17 protein-coding genes and 1 riboswitch are annotated in these 19,549 nt (G+C 59.9%); of the genes, 13 read left to right on the top strand and 4 right to left on the bottom strand.

The window, feature by feature from the left end; genetic code table 11:
• The first annotated feature begins 151 nt into the window (after positions 1 to 151).
• From gltB to ACN0Q0_RS04000, 5 genes are all read left to right on the top strand, one after another.
• Positions 152 to 4,687, top strand: coding sequence for a glutamate synthase large subunit (gene gltB / locus ACN0Q0_RS04020; protein WP_417242081.1), 4,536 nt, complete (start codon positions 152 to 154; stop codon positions 4,685 to 4,687).
• Between the two features lie 135 nt (positions 4,688 to 4,822).
• Positions 4,823 to 5,593 carry a monofunctional biosynthetic peptidoglycan transglycosylase gene (gene mtgA / locus ACN0Q0_RS04015; RefSeq protein WP_417242080.1) on the top strand — a complete coding sequence of 257 codons (771 nt, stop codon included), beginning with the start codon at positions 4,823 to 4,825 and terminating at the stop codon, positions 5,591 to 5,593.
• A 49-nt stretch (positions 5,594 to 5,642) separates the two neighbouring features.
• Positions 5,643 to 6,308, top strand: coding sequence for a glutathione S-transferase family protein (locus tag ACN0Q0_RS04010; protein WP_417242079.1), 666 nt, complete (start codon positions 5,643 to 5,645; stop codon positions 6,306 to 6,308).
• Positions 6,309 to 6,335: 27 nt separating this feature from the next.
• Positions 6,336 to 7,376 carry a tRNA epoxyqueuosine(34) reductase QueG gene (gene queG, locus ACN0Q0_RS04005; RefSeq protein WP_417242078.1) on the top strand — a complete coding sequence of 347 codons (1,041 nt, stop codon included), beginning with the start codon at positions 6,336 to 6,338 and terminating at the stop codon, positions 7,374 to 7,376.
• Between the two features lie 67 nt (positions 7,377 to 7,443).
• Entirely contained in the window at positions 7,444 to 8,361 is a 918-nt protein-coding gene (locus tag ACN0Q0_RS04000; RefSeq protein ID WP_417242077.1) for a DMT family transporter, read from the top strand.
• Positions 8,362 to 8,372: 11 nt separating this feature from the next.
• On the opposite strand, the gene ACN0Q0_RS03995 is transcribed toward ACN0Q0_RS04000, so the two are convergent.
• Together ACN0Q0_RS03995 and ACN0Q0_RS03990 are read right to left on the bottom strand one after the other, a co-directional pair.
• Positions 8,373 to 8,849: a hypothetical protein gene (locus tag ACN0Q0_RS03995; protein WP_417242076.1), complete on the bottom strand. Its 477-nt coding sequence runs from the start codon at positions 8,847 to 8,849 to the stop codon at positions 8,373 to 8,375.
• Between the two features lie 83 nt (positions 8,850 to 8,932).
• Positions 8,933 to 9,802 carry a branched-chain amino acid aminotransferase gene (locus ACN0Q0_RS03990; RefSeq protein ID WP_417242075.1) on the bottom strand — a complete coding sequence of 290 codons (870 nt, stop codon included), beginning with the start codon at positions 9,800 to 9,802 and terminating at the stop codon, positions 8,933 to 8,935.
• A gap of 164 nt (positions 9,803 to 9,966) precedes the next feature.
• Between ACN0Q0_RS03990 and ACN0Q0_RS03985 the strand changes: the two genes are divergently transcribed.
• The 5 genes from ACN0Q0_RS03985 to dxs all read left to right on the top strand — a co-directional run bounded on the left by ACN0Q0_RS03985 (position 9,967) and on the right by dxs (position 14,326).
• The gene (locus ACN0Q0_RS03985) at positions 9,967 to 10,479 is read left to right on the top strand and encodes a MarR family winged helix-turn-helix transcriptional regulator (RefSeq protein ID WP_417242074.1); all 513 of its coding nucleotides are present in this window, start codon (positions 9,967 to 9,969) and stop codon (positions 10,477 to 10,479) included.
• Positions 10,476 to 11,174, top strand: a complete 699-nt coding sequence (locus tag ACN0Q0_RS03980; RefSeq protein WP_417242073.1) for a response regulator — start codon at positions 10,476 to 10,478, stop codon at positions 11,172 to 11,174. The genes ACN0Q0_RS03985 and ACN0Q0_RS03980 overlap by 4 nt, the downstream gene beginning before the upstream one ends.
• Positions 11,175 to 11,272: 98 nt before the next feature.
• Positions 11,273 to 11,515, top strand: a complete 243-nt coding sequence (locus ACN0Q0_RS03975; RefSeq protein ID WP_417242072.1) for an exodeoxyribonuclease VII small subunit — start codon at positions 11,273 to 11,275, stop codon at positions 11,513 to 11,515.
• An 11-nt stretch (positions 11,516 to 11,526) separates the two neighbouring features.
• A complete protein-coding gene (locus ACN0Q0_RS03970) occupies positions 11,527 to 12,381 on the top strand; it encodes a polyprenyl synthetase family protein (protein ID WP_417242071.1) in 855 nt (284 codons plus the stop codon).
• 16 nt (positions 12,382 to 12,397) lie between these two features.
• Positions 12,398 to 14,326, top strand: a complete 1,929-nt coding sequence (dxs, locus tag ACN0Q0_RS03965; protein WP_417242070.1) for a 1-deoxy-D-xylulose-5-phosphate synthase — start codon at positions 12,398 to 12,400, stop codon at positions 14,324 to 14,326.
• A gap of 8 nt (positions 14,327 to 14,334) precedes the next feature.
• Here the strand turns inward: dxs and ACN0Q0_RS03960 are convergent, their stop codons facing one another.
• Positions 14,335 to 15,195 carry an SDR family oxidoreductase gene (locus ACN0Q0_RS03960; protein WP_417242069.1) on the bottom strand — a complete coding sequence of 287 codons (861 nt, stop codon included), beginning with the start codon at positions 15,193 to 15,195 and terminating at the stop codon, positions 14,335 to 14,337.
• Positions 15,196 to 15,332: 137 nt separating this feature from the next.
• Here ACN0Q0_RS03960 and ACN0Q0_RS03955 point away from each other — a divergent pair, with 137 nt between their 5' ends.
• From ACN0Q0_RS03955 to ACN0Q0_RS03945, 3 genes are all read left to right on the top strand, one after another.
• The gene (locus tag ACN0Q0_RS03955; protein ID WP_417242445.1) at positions 15,333 to 16,814 is read left to right on the top strand and encodes an AMP nucleosidase; all 1,482 of its coding nucleotides are present in this window, start codon (positions 15,333 to 15,335) and stop codon (positions 16,812 to 16,814) included.
• Between the two features lie 132 nt (positions 16,815 to 16,946).
• Complete coding sequence (locus ACN0Q0_RS03950; protein ID WP_417242068.1) at positions 16,947 to 17,237, top strand: HU family DNA-binding protein; 291 nt, start codon at positions 16,947 to 16,949, stop codon at positions 17,235 to 17,237.
• A 110-nt stretch (positions 17,238 to 17,347) separates the two neighbouring features.
• A complete protein-coding gene (locus tag ACN0Q0_RS03945) occupies positions 17,348 to 18,208 on the top strand; it encodes a DMT family transporter (RefSeq protein ID WP_417242067.1) in 861 nt (286 codons plus the stop codon).
• Positions 18,209 to 18,222: 14 nt separating this feature from the next.
• Here the strand turns inward: ACN0Q0_RS03945 and aroC are convergent, their stop codons facing one another.
• A complete protein-coding gene (gene aroC, locus ACN0Q0_RS03940) occupies positions 18,223 to 19,326 on the bottom strand; it encodes a chorismate synthase (RefSeq protein ID WP_417242066.1) in 1,104 nt (367 codons plus the stop codon).
• A 111-nt stretch (positions 19,327 to 19,437) separates the two neighbouring features.
• Positions 19,438 to 19,541: riboswitch (TPP riboswitch) on the top strand.
• The last annotated feature ends 8 nt before the right edge of the window (positions 19,542 to 19,549 follow it).

The raw sequence follows: 19,549 nt of genomic DNA, 5'->3' as shown, positions 1-19,549 counted from the left end.
GGGATTGCGCAGCGATATCGGGTAAAATTGCCGGTCAGACCCCCGTCGGACAGTTGTCGGACATGTGTCGGACCCACCGAACGTTGCGCACCCGATCAGATTTCAAAATAGGACAACCGTCCTGACCCACCAACGAAGGAAGGGTTATACAATGACAGTATACGATGAAAAATGGGCCGCACGCGAAGAAGCAAAACGCGCTTACATGGCCGAGCACTCCTTGTTCCGCGAAGAGGATGAACACTCCTCTTGTGGTGTCGGGCTTGTTGTTTCCATTGATGGATCGAAGTCCCGCAAGGTCGTTGAAAACGGCATCACCGCGTTGAAGGCCATCTGGCACCGTGGTGCGGTTGACGCCGATGGCATGACGGGGGACGGCGCGGGCATCCACGTCCAGATCCCTGTTCCGTTCTTTTACGATCAGGTCGAGCGCACGGGCCACACGCCGCGCAAGGGCGAGTTGTTGGCCGTGGGTCAGGTGTTCTTGCCGCGCACCGATTTTGGCGCACAGGAAACGTGTCGCACAATCGTCGAGAGCGAAGTGTTGCGCATGGGGTATTACATCTACGGGTGGCGTCACGTCCCCGTGGACACGTCCTGTTTGGGTGAAAAGGCCAACGCGACCCGCCCCGAGATCGAGCAGATCCTGATTTCGAATTCCAAAGGTGTGGATGAGGAAACATTCGAGCGCGAGCTTTATGTGATTCGTCGCCGGATTGAAAAAGCCGCCGCCGCCGCGGGCATTGGTCAGCTTTATATCTGTAGCCTGTCGTGCCGCTCGATCATCTACAAGGGCATGATGTTGGCCGAGCAGGTGGCCGAGTTCTATCCCGATCTGATGGACGCGCGTTTTGAGTCCGCCTTTGCGATTTATCACCAACGCTATTCGACCAACACATTCCCGCAGTGGTGGTTGGCGCAGCCGTTCCGCATGTTGGCGCATAACGGCGAGATCAACACGCTCAAGGGCAACCTGAACTGGATGAAGAGCCACGAGATCCGCATGGCGTCGTCCACGTTCGGTGACATGGCCGAGGACATCAAGCCGATCTGCCCGCAAGGTTCGTCGGACAGTGCCGCGCTTGACGCGGTGTTCGAGGTTCTGGTGCGTGCGGGTCGCACGGCGCCGATGGCGAAAACCATGTTGGTGCCTGAGTCGTGGTCCAAGAACGCACAGGAGTTGCCACAGTCGTGGCGCGATATGTATTCCTATGTGAACTCGGTGATGGAGCCGTGGGACGGTCCCGCAGCGCTTGCCATGACCGATGGTCGTTGGGTTTGTGCCGGTCTGGATCGCAACGGTTTGCGCCCGATGCGTTATGTCGTGACGGGGGACGGTTTGGTGATTGCGGGGTCCGAGGTGGGCATGGTGCCGACCGACGAGGCCACCGTGGTGGAGAAGGGTGCGCTTGGTCCGGGTCAGATGTTGGCCGTGGATATGAAAGAGGGCAAACTTTATCAGGACACGGAGATGAAAGATGCATTGGCCAATGCACAGCCGTTTGGTGAGTGGGTTGGCAAGATCAATGATCTTGATGAGGAACTGACCGGTCTCGAAGAGAAGACCCTGTTCACGGGTGAGGAGCTTAGAAAGCGTCAGATCGCGGCGGGTTATTCGATTGAGGAACTGGAGCAGATCCTTGCGCCGATGGCCGAGGATGGCAAAGAGGCATTGGCCTCGATGGGTGATGACACGCCCTCTGCCGTGTTGTCGGAAAAGTACCGTCCGTTGTCGCATTTCTTCCGCCAGAATTTCAGTCAGGTGACGAACCCGCCGATCGACAGTTTGCGCGAGTTCCGCGTGATGTCGCTCAAGACGCGGTTCGGCAACCTCAAGAACGTGTTGGATGAGGACAGCAGCCAGACCGAGATCTTGGTGTTGGAGAGCCCGTTTGTGGCCAACGCGCAACTGGATGCGCTCAAGACGCATTTCAACGCGCCGATGAAAGAGATCGACTGTACCTTTGACGCGGATGGCGGGCCGAACGCGTTGCGTGACGGGCTTGACCGTATTCGGGCCGAGGCCGAGGATGCGGTGCGCTCCGGGGGTGGTCACCTTGTGTTGACGGATCAGGGGCAGAACGCCGACCGCGTTGCGATGCCGATGATTCTGGCGACCTCTGCGGTGCATTCGTGGCTGACGCGCAAGGGTTTGCGGACGTTCTGTTCGATTGGTGTGCGTTCGGCCGAGTGTATTGATCCGCATTATTTTGCGGTGTTGATCGGCTGTGGGGCGACCATCGTGAACGCCTATCTCGCCGAGGACAGCCTTGCCGACCGGATCGAGCGTGGTCTGTTGGATTGTACGCTGACCGAAGCGGTGTCGCGCTACCGTGCGGCGGTGGACGCGGGTCTGTTGAAAATCATGGCCAAGATGGGCATTTCGGTGATCTCGTCGTACCGTGGCGGTCTGAACTTCGAGGCCGTGGGGCTGTCGCGCGCGATGGTTGCCGAATTCTTCCCCGGGATGCATTCGCGCATCTCCGGTATCGGCGTCGCGGGCATTCAGCGCAAAACCGAAGCCGTGCATAAACAGGGGTTCCACGGCGGCAAAGTCCTGCCCGTTGGCGGGTTCTACAAGTCCCGCAAATCCGGCGAGACCCATGCGTGGGAAGCACAAGCGATGCACATGTTGCAATCGGCCTGTGATCGCGCGTCCTACGAGATGTGGAAGCAATACAGCGCCAAGATGCAGGCGAACCCGCCGATCCATCTGCGCGACCTGCTCGACATCAAACCCTTGGGCAAAGCCGTTCCGATCGAGGAAGTGGAAAGCATCACGTCGATCCGCAAACGCTTTGTCACGCCGGGCATGTCGCTTGGGGCCTTGTCGCCCGAGGCGCACCGCACGCTTTCCATTGCGATGAACCGCATTGGCGCGAAGTCGGATTCCGGTGAGGGTGGCGAAAGCCCCGACGATTTCACGCCGGAACCCAATGGCGACAACCCGTCCGCCAAGATCAAACAGGTGGCTTCGGGGCGCTTTGGCGTCACCGCCGAATATCTCAACCACTGTGAAGAGCTTGAGATCAAGGTGGCTCAGGGTGCGAAACCCGGTGAGGGCGGCCAGTTGCCCGGCATGAAGGTCACCGACCTGATTGCCAAGCTGCGCCACTCGACCAAAGGCGTGACGCTCATCTCGCCACCGCCGCACCACGACATCTACTCGATCGAGGACCTCGCACAGCTGATCTACGACCTCAAGCAGATCAACCCGCGGTGCAAAGTCACGGTGAAACTCGTGGCGTCCTCGGGTGTCGGTACGATTGCCGCAGGCGTGGCCAAGGCGAAAGCCGACGTCATCCTGATCTCGGGTCACAACGGTGGCACGGGCGCCTCTCCGGCGACCTCGATCAAATTCGCAGGTCTGCCATGGGAAATGGGCCTCACCGAGGCGCATCAGGTGCTCGCCATGAACAACCTGCGCGACCGCGTGACCTTGCGCACCGACGGCGGGTTGCGCACGGGGCGTGACATCGTGATGGCGGCAATGATGGGGGCCGAGGAATACGGCATCGGCACCGCCGCACTCATCGCGATGGGCTGTATTATGGTGCGTCAGTGCCAGTCGAACACCTGTCCCGTGGGCGTGTGTACCCAGGACGAAGACCTGCGTGCGAAATTCTCGGGCAGCGCCGACAAGGTGGTGAACCTCATCACGTTCTACGCGCAAGAAGTCCGTGAACTGTTGGCCTCTATCGGCGCACGTAGCGTTGACGAGATCATCGGTCGCGCCGATCTTTTGACACAGGTATCGCGCGGGTCTGCGCATCTCGACGATCTCGACCTTAACCCGTTGCTGTTGTCGATGGATGGGGCCGAGAACATCGTTTACGACCGTTCCAAGCCACGCAATGCCGTGCCTGATACGCTCGATGCACAGATTGTGTCGGACGCGGCGCGGTTCCTCAACGATGGCGAGAAAATGCAATTGTCCTATGCGGTGCAAAACACGTTGCGCACCGTTGGCACGCGCACCTCGTCGCATATCGTCACCAATTTCGGGATGCGCAACGATCTTCAGCCTGACCACCTGACCGTGAAACTCACGGGGTCGGCGGGTCAATCGCTCGGGGCGTTTGCCGCGCCGGGTCTGAAAATCGAGGTCTCGGGTGATGCCAACGACTATGTGGGCAAGGGGCTTTCGGGCGGGATCATCACCGTGCGTCCGCCGATGCATTCGCCGCTTGTGGCGTCTGACAACACCATTATCGGCAACACCGTTTTGTACGGTGCGACCGATGGCTATCTGTTCGCCGCAGGGCGTGCAGGCGAACGTTTCGCTGTGCGCAACTCGGGTGCAAAGGTGGTGATCGAGGGCTGTGGGTCCAACGGGTGTGAATACATGACCGGCGGTACGGCGGTGATTCTCGGGACGATTGGCGCCAACTTCGGGGCCGGTATGACCGGTGGTATGGCCTACCTCTATGACCCTGCGGGCAACGTTGAGGATCTGATGAACCTTGAGACGCTCGTGACCTGTCGTGTGACTGTCGAGCACTGGGAAAACGACCTGAAGACCTTGATCGAGCGGCACGCGGCGGAAACAAACTCCGCCAAGGCCCGCATGATCTTGTCGAACTGGGATGTCGAAAAGGGCAATTTCCTACAGGCCTGTCCAAAGGAAATGCTGGTCCATATTCCGGCGCCCTTGTGGCTCGAAGAGAAAGCGATTCCTGCCGAATAGGCCGGATTAGAGACGCATTACGGAAAGCCCTCGCACCTGCGGGGGCTTTTCTTTTGGTCACACCCGCGCGGTGATTTTGCGGTGGGGGTGTGGCGGTGCTTGACCCTCATACGAATTCCATGTTCCCACTGTCCCATGGCAAAAAAGACCACCAGAAAATCCACCAAAACGGCGGCGTCGGGACGGGCGCGACAGGCAACGCGTGCGCCAAAGGGCGGCGATGTGGCGCCGATGGGGCTCTTGCGTCGTGTGCGCCGGCGGATTGTGCGTCTGGGTCTGGCGGTGGTCGTGTTGTGGGTCGTGTGGATTCTGGCCTATGCCGTGATCCCCGTTCCGGTGACGCCCTACATGATGGCCGAACGGATGCGCGAGGGCGAGTTGGATTACCAATGGACGCCGATTGATGACATGGCGCCGGTTCTGGCGCGGTCTGTTGTTGCCGCCGAGGATGCGAATTTCTGTTTGCATTGGGGGTTTGATATGGCGGCCATTCGCGATGCGATCGAGCATGGTGGTGCGCGGGGGGCCTCGACGATTTCGCAGCAGACGGTCAAGAACGCGTTTTTGTGGCATGGGCGGTCGTGGCCGCGCAAGGCGATCGAGGCGCTCACGACGCCGGTGGTCGAGATGTTGTGGAGCAAGCGGCGGATATTGGAGGTGTATCTGAACATCGCCGAGTTTGACGCGGGTGTGTTCGGGGTCGAGGCGGCGAGCCGTCATTATTTCGGTGTCGGGCCTGACGAGGTGAGCGCCATTCAGGCCGCCCGCCTTGCCGCTGTTTTGCCCAGTCCAAAGGACCGGAGTGCCGGTAAGCCGGGCCAGTTTGTGCAGCGGCGTGCGCGTCAGATTGCCGATGGTGCGGCCACTATTGCCGCAGATGGCCGTGCCGGCTGTTTCGAGGATTGAAACGCCCCGCCATTCACGGCAAGTAGGGGCAAACAATGAGTATTAACCGATGAACCGACTGTATCACGTGCCGCTCTCTCCGTTTTGTCGCAAGGTGCGCCTTGTGCTTGCGGAAAAGAAAATCGAAGCCGAATTGGTGGAGGAGCGCTATTGGGAGCGCGATCCCGATTTCATGCGCCGCAACCCTGCGGGCAAGGTGCCGATTTTGCGCATTGGCGAGATGAACCTGTCGGAAAGCTCGGCGATTTGCGAGTATCTCGAAGAGGTTTATCCCACGCCGTCGTTGATGCCCAAAGACCCCGAGGGGCGGTATGAGGTGCGGCGTTTGGTGTCGTGGTTTGATGACAAATTCCATCAGGAAGTGACGTCGAACCTGTTGTACGAACGGGTGAACCGCAAGTTGATGAAGGCGGGTTATCCGGTGTCGGCGAACGTCAAGGCGGGGTCAAAGGGGATCAAGTATCACCTCGATTATATGGCGTGGTTGCTGGATCGTCGCCGGTGGCTTGCGGGGGATGCGATGACGCTTGCGGATTTCACGGCCGCGGCGCATCTGTCCTGTCTCGACTATATCTCGGATGTGGATTGGAACCGTTCGGCCGTGGTCAAGGATTGGTACGCAAAGATCAAATCACGTCCGGCGTTCCGGTCGCTGTTGGTGGATCAGGTTCCGGGCTTTCCGCCGCCCGCGCATTATGCCGATCTTGATTTTTGATTTATCCTGTCCCTGAAAGGGGCGAATGTGACACATCTCGATAAGGACACCGTGCGCGCCAAAGCGTTGGAGGAAGGATTTTCCAAGGTCGGGTTCGCGCGGCCGGATTTGCCGGAGGCGATGGCGCGTCTGCGGGCCTTTGTCGCGGCGGGGCGCCACGGTCAAATGGGGTGGATGGAGGAGCGCATGGCGTGGCGGGGTGATCCGACCGCGCTGTGGCCCGAGGCGAAATCGGTGATCATGTTGGCCGAGGCCTATACCCCCGACGATGATCCGATGGAGGCCGTAAACAGACCCGAATCCGGCGCAATATCTGTCTATGCTCGCAACCGCGACTACCATGATATCGTCAAGAAACGTCTCAAACGCGTTGGCCGCTGGTTGATCGAGCAGGCGGGCGAGGACACCCAGATCAAGGTGTTCGTCGACACCGCCCCCGTGATGGAAAAGCCGCTCGCCGCAAAGGCGGGACTGGGGTGGCAGGGTAAGCACACCAATCTTTTGGGGCGCGATATTGGCAGCTGGTTTTTCATCGGGGCGATTTTTACCTCGGTAGATTTCGACCCTGATCCCGCCGAAATCGAGCGATGCGGGTCGTGCCGTGCCTGTTTGGATGCCTGTCCGACCGATGCGTTCCCCGCGCCATACCAACTCGATGCGCGGCGCTGTATTTCCTATCTCACGATCGAACATCACGGCCCCGTCGACGAGGAATTGCGGGCGCGGATGGGCAATCGCATTTACGGCTGTGATGACTGCCTCGCCGCCTGTCCGTGGAACAAATTCGCGATGGAGGCCAAAGAGCTGCGCTATGCCGCACGCGATGACTTGCGTGCGCCGCCCTTGGCCGAACTGGTGCAACTGGACGATGCTGCCTTTCGCGAAAAATTTTCCGGCTCCCCGATCAAACGGGTGGGACGCGACCGGTTCGTGCGCAATGTCCTGTATGCCATTGGCAACTCGGGCGATCCGAAGTTTGTGCCACAGGCCACCGCATTGACCCGCGATCCCGACCCGACGGTCGCGGATGCGGCGCGTTGGGCGGTAGGGCGGCTTGCAAAAACGTAGACGGGTCAATGCTTGCGCGGGGTGTTGAACGCGCTACCCTACGGGCCTGTCAAAAGGACACCAAACCATGAGCGTGATGCGCGGCATCGGATTAAAACTTGCGTCTTTGGTGGTGTTTTTGGCCATGGCGTCTTTCGTGAAATCGGCAACCACCGAAGTGCCATCGGTTCAGGCCGCATTTTTCCGGTCGCTGTTCGCCATTCCGGTCGTTGTCGGCTATCTTTTGTCACGCGGCGAGTTGCGGCAGGGGCTAAAAATGGTGCGCCCCGGAACGCATTTGATCCGCGGGATTTTGGGGGCGTGTTCGATGATGCTCGGGTTTACGTCATTGGCGTATCTGCCGCTGCCCGATGCCACCGCTATCGGATATGCGCGCCCCCTTTTCATTGTGCTGTTCTCTGCGGTTTTGCTTAAGGAGCGGGTGCGCCTTTTCCGGTTTACGGCGGTGGCCATCGGGATGGTGGGGGTGTTGATTATCCTGTCGCCACGCCTGACCATGTTGCACGGCGTGCCGTCCCCGTCGGAGAAATACGGGGCCCTGGCCGCGTTGATTGCCGCCGTTATCGTGGCGTTCATCCAATTGCATCTGCGCACAATGGTCAAAACGGAATCCACCACCTCCATCGTGTTTTGGTTTTCGGTGATTGCCACGCTTGTCACGGGGCTGACGTTTCCGTTCGGATGGGTCATGCCAAGCGGGTGGATTTTGGCCCAACTGGTGCTTGCGGGGCTCTTGGGCGGGGTCGGCCAGATCCTTTTGACGGCGTCGTACCGTCATGCGCCTGCGTCGACTCTGGCCTCGTTTGAATACACGTCGATGGTGTTCGCGGTCCTTGTTGGCTACGCCTTTTTCGGGGAGGTTCCGACATGGATGACGATCATCGGGGCGGCCATCATTGTGGCGTCCGGTCTGTTGGTGATCCACCGTGAGCGGCAATTGGGTCTGTCCGCCGAGCGGTTGAAAAAGACCACCGCGCTTATGTAGCTGTCGCGGCGCTATTCAGACAGGATACGGACCCAGAAGCTACCGTTCTGAAGTTTTGCTTGTTCCTTGCGCAGCGCGAGGGCGCGTTGTTTTGTCACCATGCGCTCGGCCTCGACGGCGGGGCGAATGCCCTCTGCGGCCCGTTCAATCGGGAAGGGGCCGATGATGCTGTTGCCGACCTCATAGCGCACGGTGATATCGTTGCCGCGTTTCGCGGTGCGAAACTGGACCCGTGTTTCGGTGTTGAAGCCGCCAAAGGATTTGGTAAACGCCGCGCGGTAATCGTCAAGCGACAGGCTCGCGTCGGCCTGCGGGCCAAAGGTGATTTGTGTGACGATGAGTGTTCTGTCGCTCATATGGCCCGCTTCGATCATCCGTTCAAGGGTGATCCCGAGCGGGCGCAGCGCCGGATTTTTGGTGGTGTGGTACATTGCGAGCATAAAAAAGGCCGGTGCGATGACCAAAAATGCAGTGATGCTGATGAACATTGTTTCGCGCTTGATCAAAAGAACTCTCCGCCTGATTGGATCGACGGAGAGTCGCATTTTAACCTTTAGGACGGGTTAATTCCTTAGGCGCGCACGAGTTTTTCGTAGCTTTCGGCGATATCGCGGGTCAGGGCGCCGACCTCGAATGTGTAGTCACCGATCTGGCCCACGGGGGTCACTTCGGCGGCGGTGCCGGTGAGCCAGCATTGTTCGAACCCTTCGAGTTCCTCGGGCAGGATGCGGCGCACGTGGACCTTGATGCCTTTTTGTTCAAGCATCGTGATCACGGTCTGGCGGGTGATGCCGTTGAGGATGGCATCGGGATCGGGGGTGTGGACCTCGCCGTCCTTGACGAAGAAGATGTTGGCGCCTGTCGCCTCGGCCACGTAGCCGCGGTAGTCCATGAACAGCGCATCGGAGCAGCCTTTGGCCTCGGCGGCGTGTTTGGACATGGTGCAAATCATGTAGAGACCGGCGGCCTTTGCGGCGGTCGGGATTGTTTCGGGGGAGGGGCGTTTCCATTTGGCGATGTCGAGTTTGGCGCCGTTCATTTTGGCGTCGCCGTAGTAGGCGCCCCATTCCCATGCGGCCACGGCCATGCGGACGGGGTTTTTGTTGGAGGCCACGCCCATATCTTCGCCGGCGCCGCGCCATGCGACAACGCGGACATAGGCATCGTCCCACCCGTTGGCTTTGAGCACATCGTATTTGGCTTTTTCGATCTCTTCGACGGTGTAGGGGATTGGCATGTCGAGCAAGGCGCCGGAAGCCAGAAGGCGTTCGGAGTGTTCGACCGATTTGAAGATTTTACCGTTGTAGCAGCGCTCGCCCTCGAACACGGAGGAGGCGTAGTGCATGGCGTGGGTCAGAATGTGGACGTTCGCGTCGCGCCATTCGACCAGTTTGCCATCCATCCAGATTTTGCCGTCGCGATCATCATATGCGCCTGCCATAGGGTGTATCCTCCGATTGGGTCGAGGTGGGATGTGTGTCACAATACCGCCGCGAAGCCGTTATTTTATTGCACGAAATCGGATCGTCGCTACCAATTGGACCTTGGAATGTCAATAACGCTGACATAAGATTGCGGGCAACGGACTGGTGATGTGAGGATTGTATGGCGGACGGTAAAAGCGGCGGCAATACGGGGAGCGAAGGGCTTCTCTTTCTCACGGATGAACAGTTGCGCAAGGGCATCGAGGCGATGTTCTTTGCCTATCGCGGGTTCACCCAAGACCCCGATCTTATCCTTGACCAACACGGATATGGCCGTGCGCATCACCGCGCTGTCCACTTTATCAACCGCACGCCGGGGACGACGGTCAACAATCTGTTGCATATCCTCGGCGTTACAAAACAGTCTCTAAACCGTGTGCTTCGGGCCTTGATCGAGGATGGTCTGGTGGAGAGCCGGATCGGCAAACGCGACAAGCGCGAGCGGCATTTGTATCTGACCGATACGGGCAAGCTGCTTGAGGCGGAGCTGTCGGAGGCACAGCGCGGGCGGATGCGATCGGCCTACCGCGAGGCGGGCCACGAGGCTGTCGCGGGGTTTCGAAAGGTGCTTGAGGCTATGATGGATCCCGATCAAAGGGCGCATTTCGACGCTTTCAAGGAGGGGGACAGTTGAAGAGCGATATTCACCTTCTCATTGTCGATGACGACGAGCGGATCCGCGATTTGCTAAAGAAATATCTGATGCGCAACGGGTTTTGCGTCACATCGGCGCGGGATGCGGCCCATGCGCGGCGGCTGTTGGCGGGGTTGGAATTTGACCTCATCGTCCTTGATGTGATGATGCCGGGCGAGGACGGGATTGCGCTGACCCGTGATTTGAGGATGCGCATCGCGACCCCGATCATGCTTTTGACGGCCAAGGGCGAGACCGAGGACCGGATTGCGGGGCTTGAGGCGGGGGCCGATGATTACATCGCCAAACCGTTCGAACCCAAAGAACTGCTGTTGCGGATCAACGCCGTTTTGCGACGGGTTCCGGACGAGGACACCACGGATCAGGTACCAAAGCACCTGCTTTTGGGTCTGTTTCGCTACGATATCGAGCGTGGTGAACTGTGGCAGGGCGATACGCCTTTGCGCCTCACGGCGACCGAAAGCCAATTGATGCGCATCTTTGCCGCCACGCCCGCCGTGGCCGTGTCGCGCACGGATCTTGTGGAGCGGTTGGGCCGCGATGGCGGTCAGGCCCAAGAGCGCGCCGTGGACGTTCAAATCACCCGGTTGCGCCGCAAGTTGGAAACCGATCCACGCCAACCGCGTTACCTGCAAACGGTGCGCGGTGAGGGGTATATGCTCGTCCCTGAATAACGGTGCAGGTCAGGCGGATGTTAACACAAAAGCGGGTGGCGCTAACTGTCCTGACGCACTAGTTTGGGGGCGACGTGATTATCGCCGGGGAGCCTCACATGACCGATACAGCCGTAGACCAAATGAGTTTTGAAGCCGCTATGGCGGAACTCGATCAGGTTGTGGGCAAACTCGAGCGCGGCGATGTCGCACTTGAGGACAGTATCGCGCTCTATGAACGCGGCGCGAAACTCAAAGCGCATTGTGAAACCAAACTCAAAGATGCCGCAGAAAAGGTTGACCGGATTTCCGTCGGCGGCGACGGTCAGGCCACGGGAACAACGCCCGTCGAAGGTCTGTAATGCAAAGCCGGATGGACCACTGTCATCGCGCCGTTGATGCGTGTTTCGATGCGGCCCTCGCACCGCTGGGCAATCGCCCTGTCGAGGCTGCAATGCGCTATGCCTTGGGGGGCGGCAAACGGCTTCGGGCGTTTTTGGTGATGGAGGGGGCGCAGCTTCATGGTGTTGCGCCCGCGCAATCCGTCTGGGCCGCCGCCGCGATCGAGGCCATCCACGCCTATTCCCTCGTCCATGATGATTTGCCGTGCATGGATGATGACGACCTGCGCCGTGGTCAGCCGACCGTGCATAAACGGTGGGACGAGGCCACCGCCGTGTTGACGGGGGATGCGCTTCAGACACTTGCGTTTGATTTGTTGACCCGTCCCGAATTGGGCGCATCGAGCCGGATCAGGGTCGAATTGATCGCATCTTTGGCCAAATCGTCGGGCATTGGCGGCATGGTGTTGGGTCAGGCACAGGACATCGCGGCGGAAACCGCGCCGGTCCCGCTCGACCTTGCGGCGATCACCGAATTACAGGCCAACAAGACCGGCGCGTTGATCGAATGGTCCGCGCGTGCGGGGGCGATTTTGGGCGGGGCCGATCCCACGGCACTGGGCCATTATGCCAAAGCCGTGGGTTTGGCGTTCCAGATCCAGGATGATATTCTAGATATCGAAGGCGACGCAGAGAAAACGGGCAAGGCCGTTGGCAAGGATGCCGATGCGGGCAAGGCCACGTTTGTCTCTCTTTTGGGTCTTGCGGGTGCGAAAACGCGTGCGCGTGATCTGGTCGATGAGGCCTGTGCGGCGTTGAGTCATTATGGCTCGCGTGCGGATGCCTTGCGGGATGTGGCCCGTTTCGTTATCTCGCGTGAAACTTAAGGCAGGAGTTGCGACAATGTCCGACCGCCCCCAAACACCGATCCTTGACCGTGTCACGGTCCCCGCCGATATGAAGACGCTCAGCGATGGCGAGCTCAAACGCCTTGCAGGGGAGTTGCGGGCCGAGACGATTTCGGCCGTGTCCGAGACGGGTGGGCATCTTGGTGCGGGTCTGGGTGTGGTCGAGTTGACTGTGGCGCTTCATGCGGTGTTCGACACGCCAAAGGACCGGTTGATCTGGGACGTGTCGCACCAGTGTTATCCGCATAAAATCCTCACGGGGCGGCGCGATCGCATTCGCACCCTGCGCCAACCGGGCGGCTTGTCGGGGTTCACCAAGCGTTCTGAAAGCCCCTATGATCCGTTTGGCGCCGCGCATAGTTCGACGTCGATTTCCGCCGCCCTCGGGTTTGCGGTGGCGCGTGATCTGGGTGGGGCGACCGAGCACGGGATTGGCGATGCGATTGCGGTGATCGGCGACGGGTCGATGTCGGCGGGCATGGCGTTCGAGGCCATGAACAACGCGGGTCATCTGGGCAAGCGGATGATTGTCATTCTCAACGACAACGAGATGTCGATTGCGGAACCTGTGGGGGCGCTGTCGTCCTATCTGTCGCGGCTGTACGCGGGGGCGCCGTTCCAGGAATTGAAAGCGGCGGCCAAGGGGGCGGTGTCGTTGCTGCCGCATCCGTTTCAGGAGGGCGCAAAGCGGGCCAAGGAAATGCTCAAGGGCATGACCGTGGGCGGGACGATGTTCGAGGAGTTGGGATTTTCCTATGTCGGTCCGATTGACGGTCACGATCTGGATCAACTGCTGTCGGTTCTGCGCACGGTGAAGGCGCGGGCCACGGGTCCGATCCTGATCCACGCGATCACGAAAAAGGGCAAGGGCTATGCCCCCGCCGAGGCCGCCGCTGACAAAGGTCACGCGACTGCGAAATTCGATGTGGTGACGGGCAAGCAGAAAAAGGCGAAGTCAAACGCGCCGTCCTATACCGCTGTGTTTGCCAAGGCGCTTTTGGATGAGGCGGCGCGCGATGACAAGATTTGCGCGGTAACGGCGGCGATGCCCGATGGCACGGGATTGAACCTGTTCGCGGAGCGCTACCCGTCGCGGTGTTTCGATGTGGGCATTGCCGAGCAGCATGGCGTGACCTTCGCAGCGGGTCTGGCCGCGGGCGGGCTGAAACCGTTTTGCGCGATGTATTCGACGTTCCTGCAACGTGGTTACGACCAAGTGGTGCATGATGTGGCGATTCAGCGCCTTCCCGTGCGGTTCGCGATTGATCGTGCGGGTCTGGTCGGGGCCGATGGCGCGACCCATGCGGGATCGTTCGATGTGGCCTTTATGTCCAACCTGCCCGGTATGGTGGTGATGGCTGCCGCTGATGAGGCCGAGTTGGTCCATATGGTGGCTACGGCTGCGGCGCATAATGACGGGCCGATTGCGTTCCGGTATCCGCGTGGCGAGGGGGTCGGTGTCGAGATGCCCGAGCGCGGTATTCCGCTCGAGATCGGCAAGGGCCGGATCGTCAAGGAGGGCACGCGCGTGGCGCTGTTGTCCTTTGGCACGCGCCTTGAGGAAACCATGCGGGCGGCGGAAGCCCTGGAGGCACGGGGCGTGTCGTGCACCGTGGCCGATGCCCGGTTTGCCAAACCGCTTGATGAGGATCTGATCCGCAATCTGGCCGCGAACCACGAGGTTCTTATCACGATCGAAGAGGGCGCTATCGGCGGATTCGGGTCACATGTGGCCGATTTCCTCGCCAACGACGGTGTGTTCGACCGCGGGATCAAATTCCGGTCCATGGTGCTGCCCGACACGTTCATTGATCAGGCAAGCCCCGAGGCGATGTACGAGGTCGCGGGCCTGAGTGCGGCGGATATCGAGGCCAAGGTGATGGCCGTTTTGGGCGTGGCCGATATCGCGACCAAACGCGCCTGATCCGTCTTTTATTCCGCGTCCAAAAGCGCCTCTAGCCCCGTTTTGTAATCGGGGTACAGAAGCTTTACACCCAGAACGGATTTGATCCGGTCATTGCGGACCTTTTTGCTCTCGGCATAAAAACTGCGGGCCATAGGCGACATGTCCGCCGTTTCAAAATCGACAGCTTCGGGAAGCGGTAGGCCCAAAAGCTCTGCGGCATAGGCGATCACGTCCTGAGGCGGGGCGGGATCATCGTCACACACATTGAAAATCCCGCTGCATTGGGGTCGATCGAGCGCGGCCTCAAGCACCTGCGCGATATCGTCGACATGGGTGCGCGAGAACACCTGACCGTCCTTGATGATGCGCCGCGCGGTCCCGGCGCGCACTTTGGCAAAGGGGCCGCGCCCCGGACCGTAGATGCCCGCGAGGCGGAAAATCGACAGGGGGACATCGTGGGTGGCGCAAAAACCGCGCCATGCCGCTTCTGCCTCGACCCGCATCCGGCCGCGCCGTGTTGCGGGAGACAGGGCGGTGTCCTCGTCCACCCAATCGCCGCCGTGATCGCCGTAAACCCCCGTGGTCGACAGGTAGCCCACCCATGTGAGGCGCGGTGCCACCTCGGTCAAAAGAGCACGGTGTTGGGCCAGCATCGGGTCGCCATCGGCATCGGGGGCGGCGGAAATCAAAAGGTGGGTGGCGTCGCGCAACGCGGCGTCTATGTCTTGGTCGGGAACGACCACGGGCGTGACGCCGCTTGCGCGGATCCCCGCCGCTTTGGCCGCATTGCGTGTGGTTCCGGTGATGCGCCATCCCTGTGGCACCAACCGTGCAGCCAAGGCCCGGGCGCTATATCCGTGGCCGAATGAAAACAGATGTCCCGTCACGTTTGTTCCGTCCTTACGCTTTAGTTTGTGCGCACGGTCTTGCGCCGCGCCGTCAAGTGATGACAAATGACTCTAGAGGCTTGGACCCGAAATCAAGTCCAAAGAAAAAGACGCACAGGAAAAAGAGACCGCCCGTGATCCAGAATGTAAATCCGCTGACCATCGAGACGCCCGAGACACCCGATGCCGAACTGTTCACCGATCCCGTTGCGGCGGTGGACCGGTTGGAGGCGCTGTATCGCTCTGCCACGCGTTATCTGACGGAGCAGTTTTCCAAGGCGGCAACAGGGACGGCCCCCGCGGCGCGTCACCGTGCGTTCTATCCCGAAATCCGTGTCACCACGACATCGTTCGCGGCGATGGACAGCCGGCTGTCCTTTGGCCATGTGTCCAAACCCGGGAGCTATTCGACCACGATCACGCGCCCTGATTTGTTCCGTAACTACCTGATCCAACAGATCACCCAGATTGTGCGCAATCATGGTGTGTCTGTGTCGATCGGGGCCTCCGCCGTGCCGATGCCGGTGCATTTCGCCGTGGCCAATGACGAGAGCATTACCATCCCGCAAGAGGGCGCGATGAATTACCCGTTGCGCGATTATTTCGATGTGCCGGATCTGGCGACGACCCACGATGATATCGTCAACGGGTCGGGGTATCTGAACGCGGATGGCTCGGGCCCGCTTGCCCCCTTTACCGCGCAGCGCGTGGATTATTCGCTCGCCCGCCTGTCGCATTACACCGCGACCGATGCGACGCATTTTCAAAACCACGTCCTGTTCACCAACTACCAGTTCTATGTGTCCGAATTCGAGGCCTACGCCCGCGCTCAGATCGACGATCCGGATAGCGGTTACACGTCGTTTGTCTCGACAGGCAACGTCGAGATTTTCGACGGACAGACCCCGATTGCGCCGACAACCAAGATGCCGCAAATGCCGACCTACCATCTCAAACGTGCGGATGGGTCGGGTGTGTCATTGGTCAATATCGGTGTTGGCCCGTCGAACGCCAAAACCGCCACGGACCATATTGCCGTGCTGCGCCCCCATGCGTGGATCATGGTCGGTCACTGCGCGGGCTTGCGCAATTCGCAGCGGCTCGGGGATTTTGTCCTCGCCCATGCGTATTTGCGTGAGGATCATGTGTTGGATGCCGATCTGCCGGTTTGGGTTCCGATCCCTGCCTTGGCGGAGATCCAGACCTCGCTCGAAGATGCGGTTGAGGAGATTACCCAATTGGAGGGTTATGATCTCAAGCGGATTATGCGCACGGGGACGGTGGCGACGATCGACAACCGGAACTGGGAATTGCGGGACCATTCCGGCCCGGTGCAGCGGTTGAGCCAGTCGCGTGCTGTGGCGCTTGATATGGAAAGTGCGACGATTGCCGCCAACGGATTCCGGTTCCGCGTGCCGTACGGGACGTTGCTATGTGTGTCCGACAAGCCGTTGCATGGGGAGTTGAAACTGCCCGGTATGGCATCGGAGTTCTACACATCTCAGGTGTCGCGCCATCTTTTGATCGGAATTCGTGCAATGGAGAACCTGCGCAAGATGCCGATTGAGCGGATTCATAGTCGCAAGTTGCGCTCGTTCGAGGAGACGGCCTTCCTTTAATCCTGCTTTTTTACCCAAATACGGTAAAATATTGCCCAATCGCATACTAATCGTTGTGTCCCCTCACAATATTCGCTTAAAAATGCGCAATAACCCCCAATTACATGGGGGAGAGTTACGAGGAGTTACACAATGTCCACCAAACCAATGACCAAGACCCAGCTTGTTGCCGCACTGGCAGAAGATATGGGCACCGACAAGAAATCCGCTGCTGCTGCACTGGACGCCGTTATCGGCATCATCACCAAAGAAGTGTCTGCCGGCGGTGCTGTGACCCTTCCCGGTGTTGGCAAAATCTATTGCCGCGAGCGCCCCGAGCGCATGGTCCGCAACCCGCAGACTGGCGAGCAAATGAAAAAAGCTGCCGACAAAGTTGTCAAAATGACGATCGCCAAAGCGCTCAAAGACAGCGTGAACGGCTAAGATCGACATGTCGATTTTGAGGAGGGGGTCGCCGTGAGCGGCCCCTTTTCTGTTTGAGGCGATACCTGATGTTACATCGGGCAATGATGACATGAACCGGGGACCTACCTATGGATATAAAAGCAATCATGATGGGTCTGGCGTTTGTCCTTATCTGGTCGTCGGCCTTTACCTCTGCGCGGATCATCGTGGCGGATGCTCCCGCGCTTGCGGCGCTTGCGTTGCGGTTTTTCCTGTCGGGTGTGGTCGGTGTGGCCATTGCGCGGTCGCTTGGCCAGAGTTGGGCGTTCACGCGGGCGCAGTGGCGCGGGATCATCATTTTCGGCCTGTGCCAGAACGCCGCCTACCTCGGGCTGTACTTCCTCGCCATGCGCTCCGTCGAGGCCTCGCTTGCCTCGATTCTGGCGTCCTCGATGCCGTTGGTTGTGGCACTGTTTTCGACCCTGTTCCTGCATGACCGGCCCAAACCCCTCGCTGTTGCGGGGCTTGTGACCGGCTTTGTCGGTGTGCTTGTGATCATGTCACACCGGCTCTCGGCGGGGAGCGATGTTGTGGGCATTGTGATGTGTGTCATCGGGACGGTTGCCCTTGCCATCGCCACGCTCACCCTGCGCTCGACGGGCGCGGGTAAAAACGTGTTGATGGTGGTGGGCATTCAAAGCCTGATCGGGTCCAGTGTCCTGATCGTCCTGTCGCCCTTTGTCGACACCTATACGCTCAACATGTCGGGCAAACTGGTCTTTGCGATGCTCTACACCACGTTCCTGCCGGGCCTGTTTGCCACATGGCTGTGGTTCAAACTCGTCGAGCGCATCGGCACGGTCAAGGCCGCCGCCTTCCACTTTCTCAACCCGTTTTTCGGTGTGGCCATCGCGGCTGTGCTCTTGGGCGAAGCCGTGACGCGGTGGGACATGATCGGCGTGGCCACCATCATGGCGGGCATCCTCGCCGTGCAGCTGTCAAAGGCGTAGAGTCGTCCGCGCCCTTAGCCGCCGATCTGTCCCTTGGGTCCATCGCCCACCTGACCGCGATGCAAGAGCAGGTGGTCAAGCACGACACAGGCCATCATCGCCTCGCCCACAGGCACGGCACGGATGCCGACACAGGGGTCATGGCGCCCCTTGGTGATGAGATCGGTTTCGGCGCCCTCTTTGGTAATCGTCTTGCGCGGGGTGAGGATCGACGAGGTCGGTTTGACGGCAAAGCGCACGACCAGATCCTGACCTGTGGAAATCCCGCCCAAGATGCCGCCGGCGTGGTTCGATGCGAACTCTGGCCCATCTGGCCCCATGCGCATCTCGTCGGCGTTCTGTTCACCCGTTAGGCAGGCCGCGTTCATGCCCTCGCCAATCTCGACGCCTTTAACGGCGTTGATCGACATCATCGCGGCGGCCAGATCCGTGTCTAACTTGGCGTAAATCGGCGCGCCAAGCCCCGCGGGGACACCCGAACAGGTGATCTCGCAAATCGCGCCAATGGAGGATCCGCTCTTGCGAATGCCGTCCAGATAGGTGGCCCAGTGTTCGGCGGTTTTGGCCGAGGGCACCCAGAACGGATTGTTGTCGATCTCGGCCATATCGCGGGGGCCGTCGATGCCGTGCGGCCCGATTTGGGTCATGTAGCCTTTGATGTCGATGCCAGGCACCAGTTGATCCAGAACCGCGCGGGCAATGCCGCCCGCCGCCACCCGCGCTGCCGTTTCGCGTGCGGAGGACCGCCCGCCGCCGCGATAGTCGCGAATGCCGTATTTCTGGAAATAGGTGATGTCGGCGTGACCGGGGCGGAATGCCTGTGCGATCTCGCCGTAATCCTTGGATCGTTGATCGGTGTTGCGGATCAACAGCTGGATCGGCGTGCCTGTGGTTTTGCCCTCGAACACACCGGACAGGATTTCGACCTGATCGGGTTCCTTGCGCTGTGTCGTGTATTTCGACGTGCCGGGTTTGCGCTTGTCGAGCCAGACTTGCAGCATCTCTTCGTTGATCTCGATGCCGGGAGGACAGCCATCGACCGTCGCGCCAAGGGCAGGTCCGTGGCTTTCCCCCCAAGTGGTGAAGCGGAAAAGATGTCCGAAGGTATTCATGCTCATGGTCTGCTCCTCGTGTTGTCCCTGCTTTACCCGATGTCACAGGGTTGAGCAATCAGGCGTGGTGTGTCGCGTGTAGAGGGCTTGCACTTCGCGCCAAACGCACATAGCGTCGCCGTCACCTCGGGGTGCCACCTTTGTTGTGGCTGAGATGCGAAAGCGGACCCGTTGAACCTGAACCGGCTAACACCGGCGGAGGGAAGGTATCAGCGATACGAGCTGCCCC

It is taken from the genome of Celeribacter sp. (genome assembly GCF_048259695.1).
Taxonomy (GTDB): Bacteria; Pseudomonadota; Alphaproteobacteria; order Rhodobacterales; family Rhodobacteraceae; genus Celeribacter.
This window is presented reverse-complemented; position numbering and strand designations above follow the sequence as displayed.

Excerpts from the sequence above, each read along its gene's own strand:
- gltB (WP_417242081.1), top strand. The coding sequence starts at position 152 with ATGACAGTATACGATGAAAAATGGGCCGCACGCGAAGAAGCAAAACGC.
- mtgA (WP_417242080.1), top strand. The coding sequence starts at position 4,823 with ATGGCAAAAAAGACCACCAGAAAATCCACCAAAACGGCGGCGTCGGGA.
- ACN0Q0_RS04010 (WP_417242079.1), top strand. The coding sequence starts at position 5,643 with ATGAACCGACTGTATCACGTGCCGCTCTCTCCGTTTTGTCGCAAGGTG.
- ACN0Q0_RS04000 (WP_417242077.1), top strand. The coding sequence starts at position 7,444 with ATGAGCGTGATGCGCGGCATCGGATTAAAACTTGCGTCTTTGGTGGTG.
- ACN0Q0_RS03995 (WP_417242076.1), bottom strand. The coding sequence starts at position 8,849 with ATGTTCATCAGCATCACTGCATTTTTGGTCATCGCACCGGCCTTTTTT.
- ACN0Q0_RS03990 (WP_417242075.1), bottom strand. The coding sequence starts at position 9,802 with ATGGCAGGCGCATATGATGATCGCGACGGCAAAATCTGGATGGATGGC.
- ACN0Q0_RS03985 (WP_417242074.1), top strand. The coding sequence starts at position 9,967 with ATGGCGGACGGTAAAAGCGGCGGCAATACGGGGAGCGAAGGGCTTCTC.
- ACN0Q0_RS03975 (WP_417242072.1), top strand. The coding sequence starts at position 11,273 with ATGACCGATACAGCCGTAGACCAAATGAGTTTTGAAGCCGCTATGGCG.
- ACN0Q0_RS03970 (WP_417242071.1), top strand. The coding sequence starts at position 11,527 with ATGGACCACTGTCATCGCGCCGTTGATGCGTGTTTCGATGCGGCCCTC.
- dxs (WP_417242070.1), top strand. The coding sequence starts at position 12,398 with ATGTCCGACCGCCCCCAAACACCGATCCTTGACCGTGTCACGGTCCCC.
- ACN0Q0_RS03950 (WP_417242068.1), top strand. The coding sequence starts at position 16,947 with ATGTCCACCAAACCAATGACCAAGACCCAGCTTGTTGCCGCACTGGCA.
- ACN0Q0_RS03945 (WP_417242067.1), top strand. The coding sequence starts at position 17,348 with ATGGATATAAAAGCAATCATGATGGGTCTGGCGTTTGTCCTTATCTGG.
- aroC (WP_417242066.1), bottom strand. The coding sequence starts at position 19,326 with ATGAGCATGAATACCTTCGGACATCTTTTCCGCTTCACCACTTGGGGG.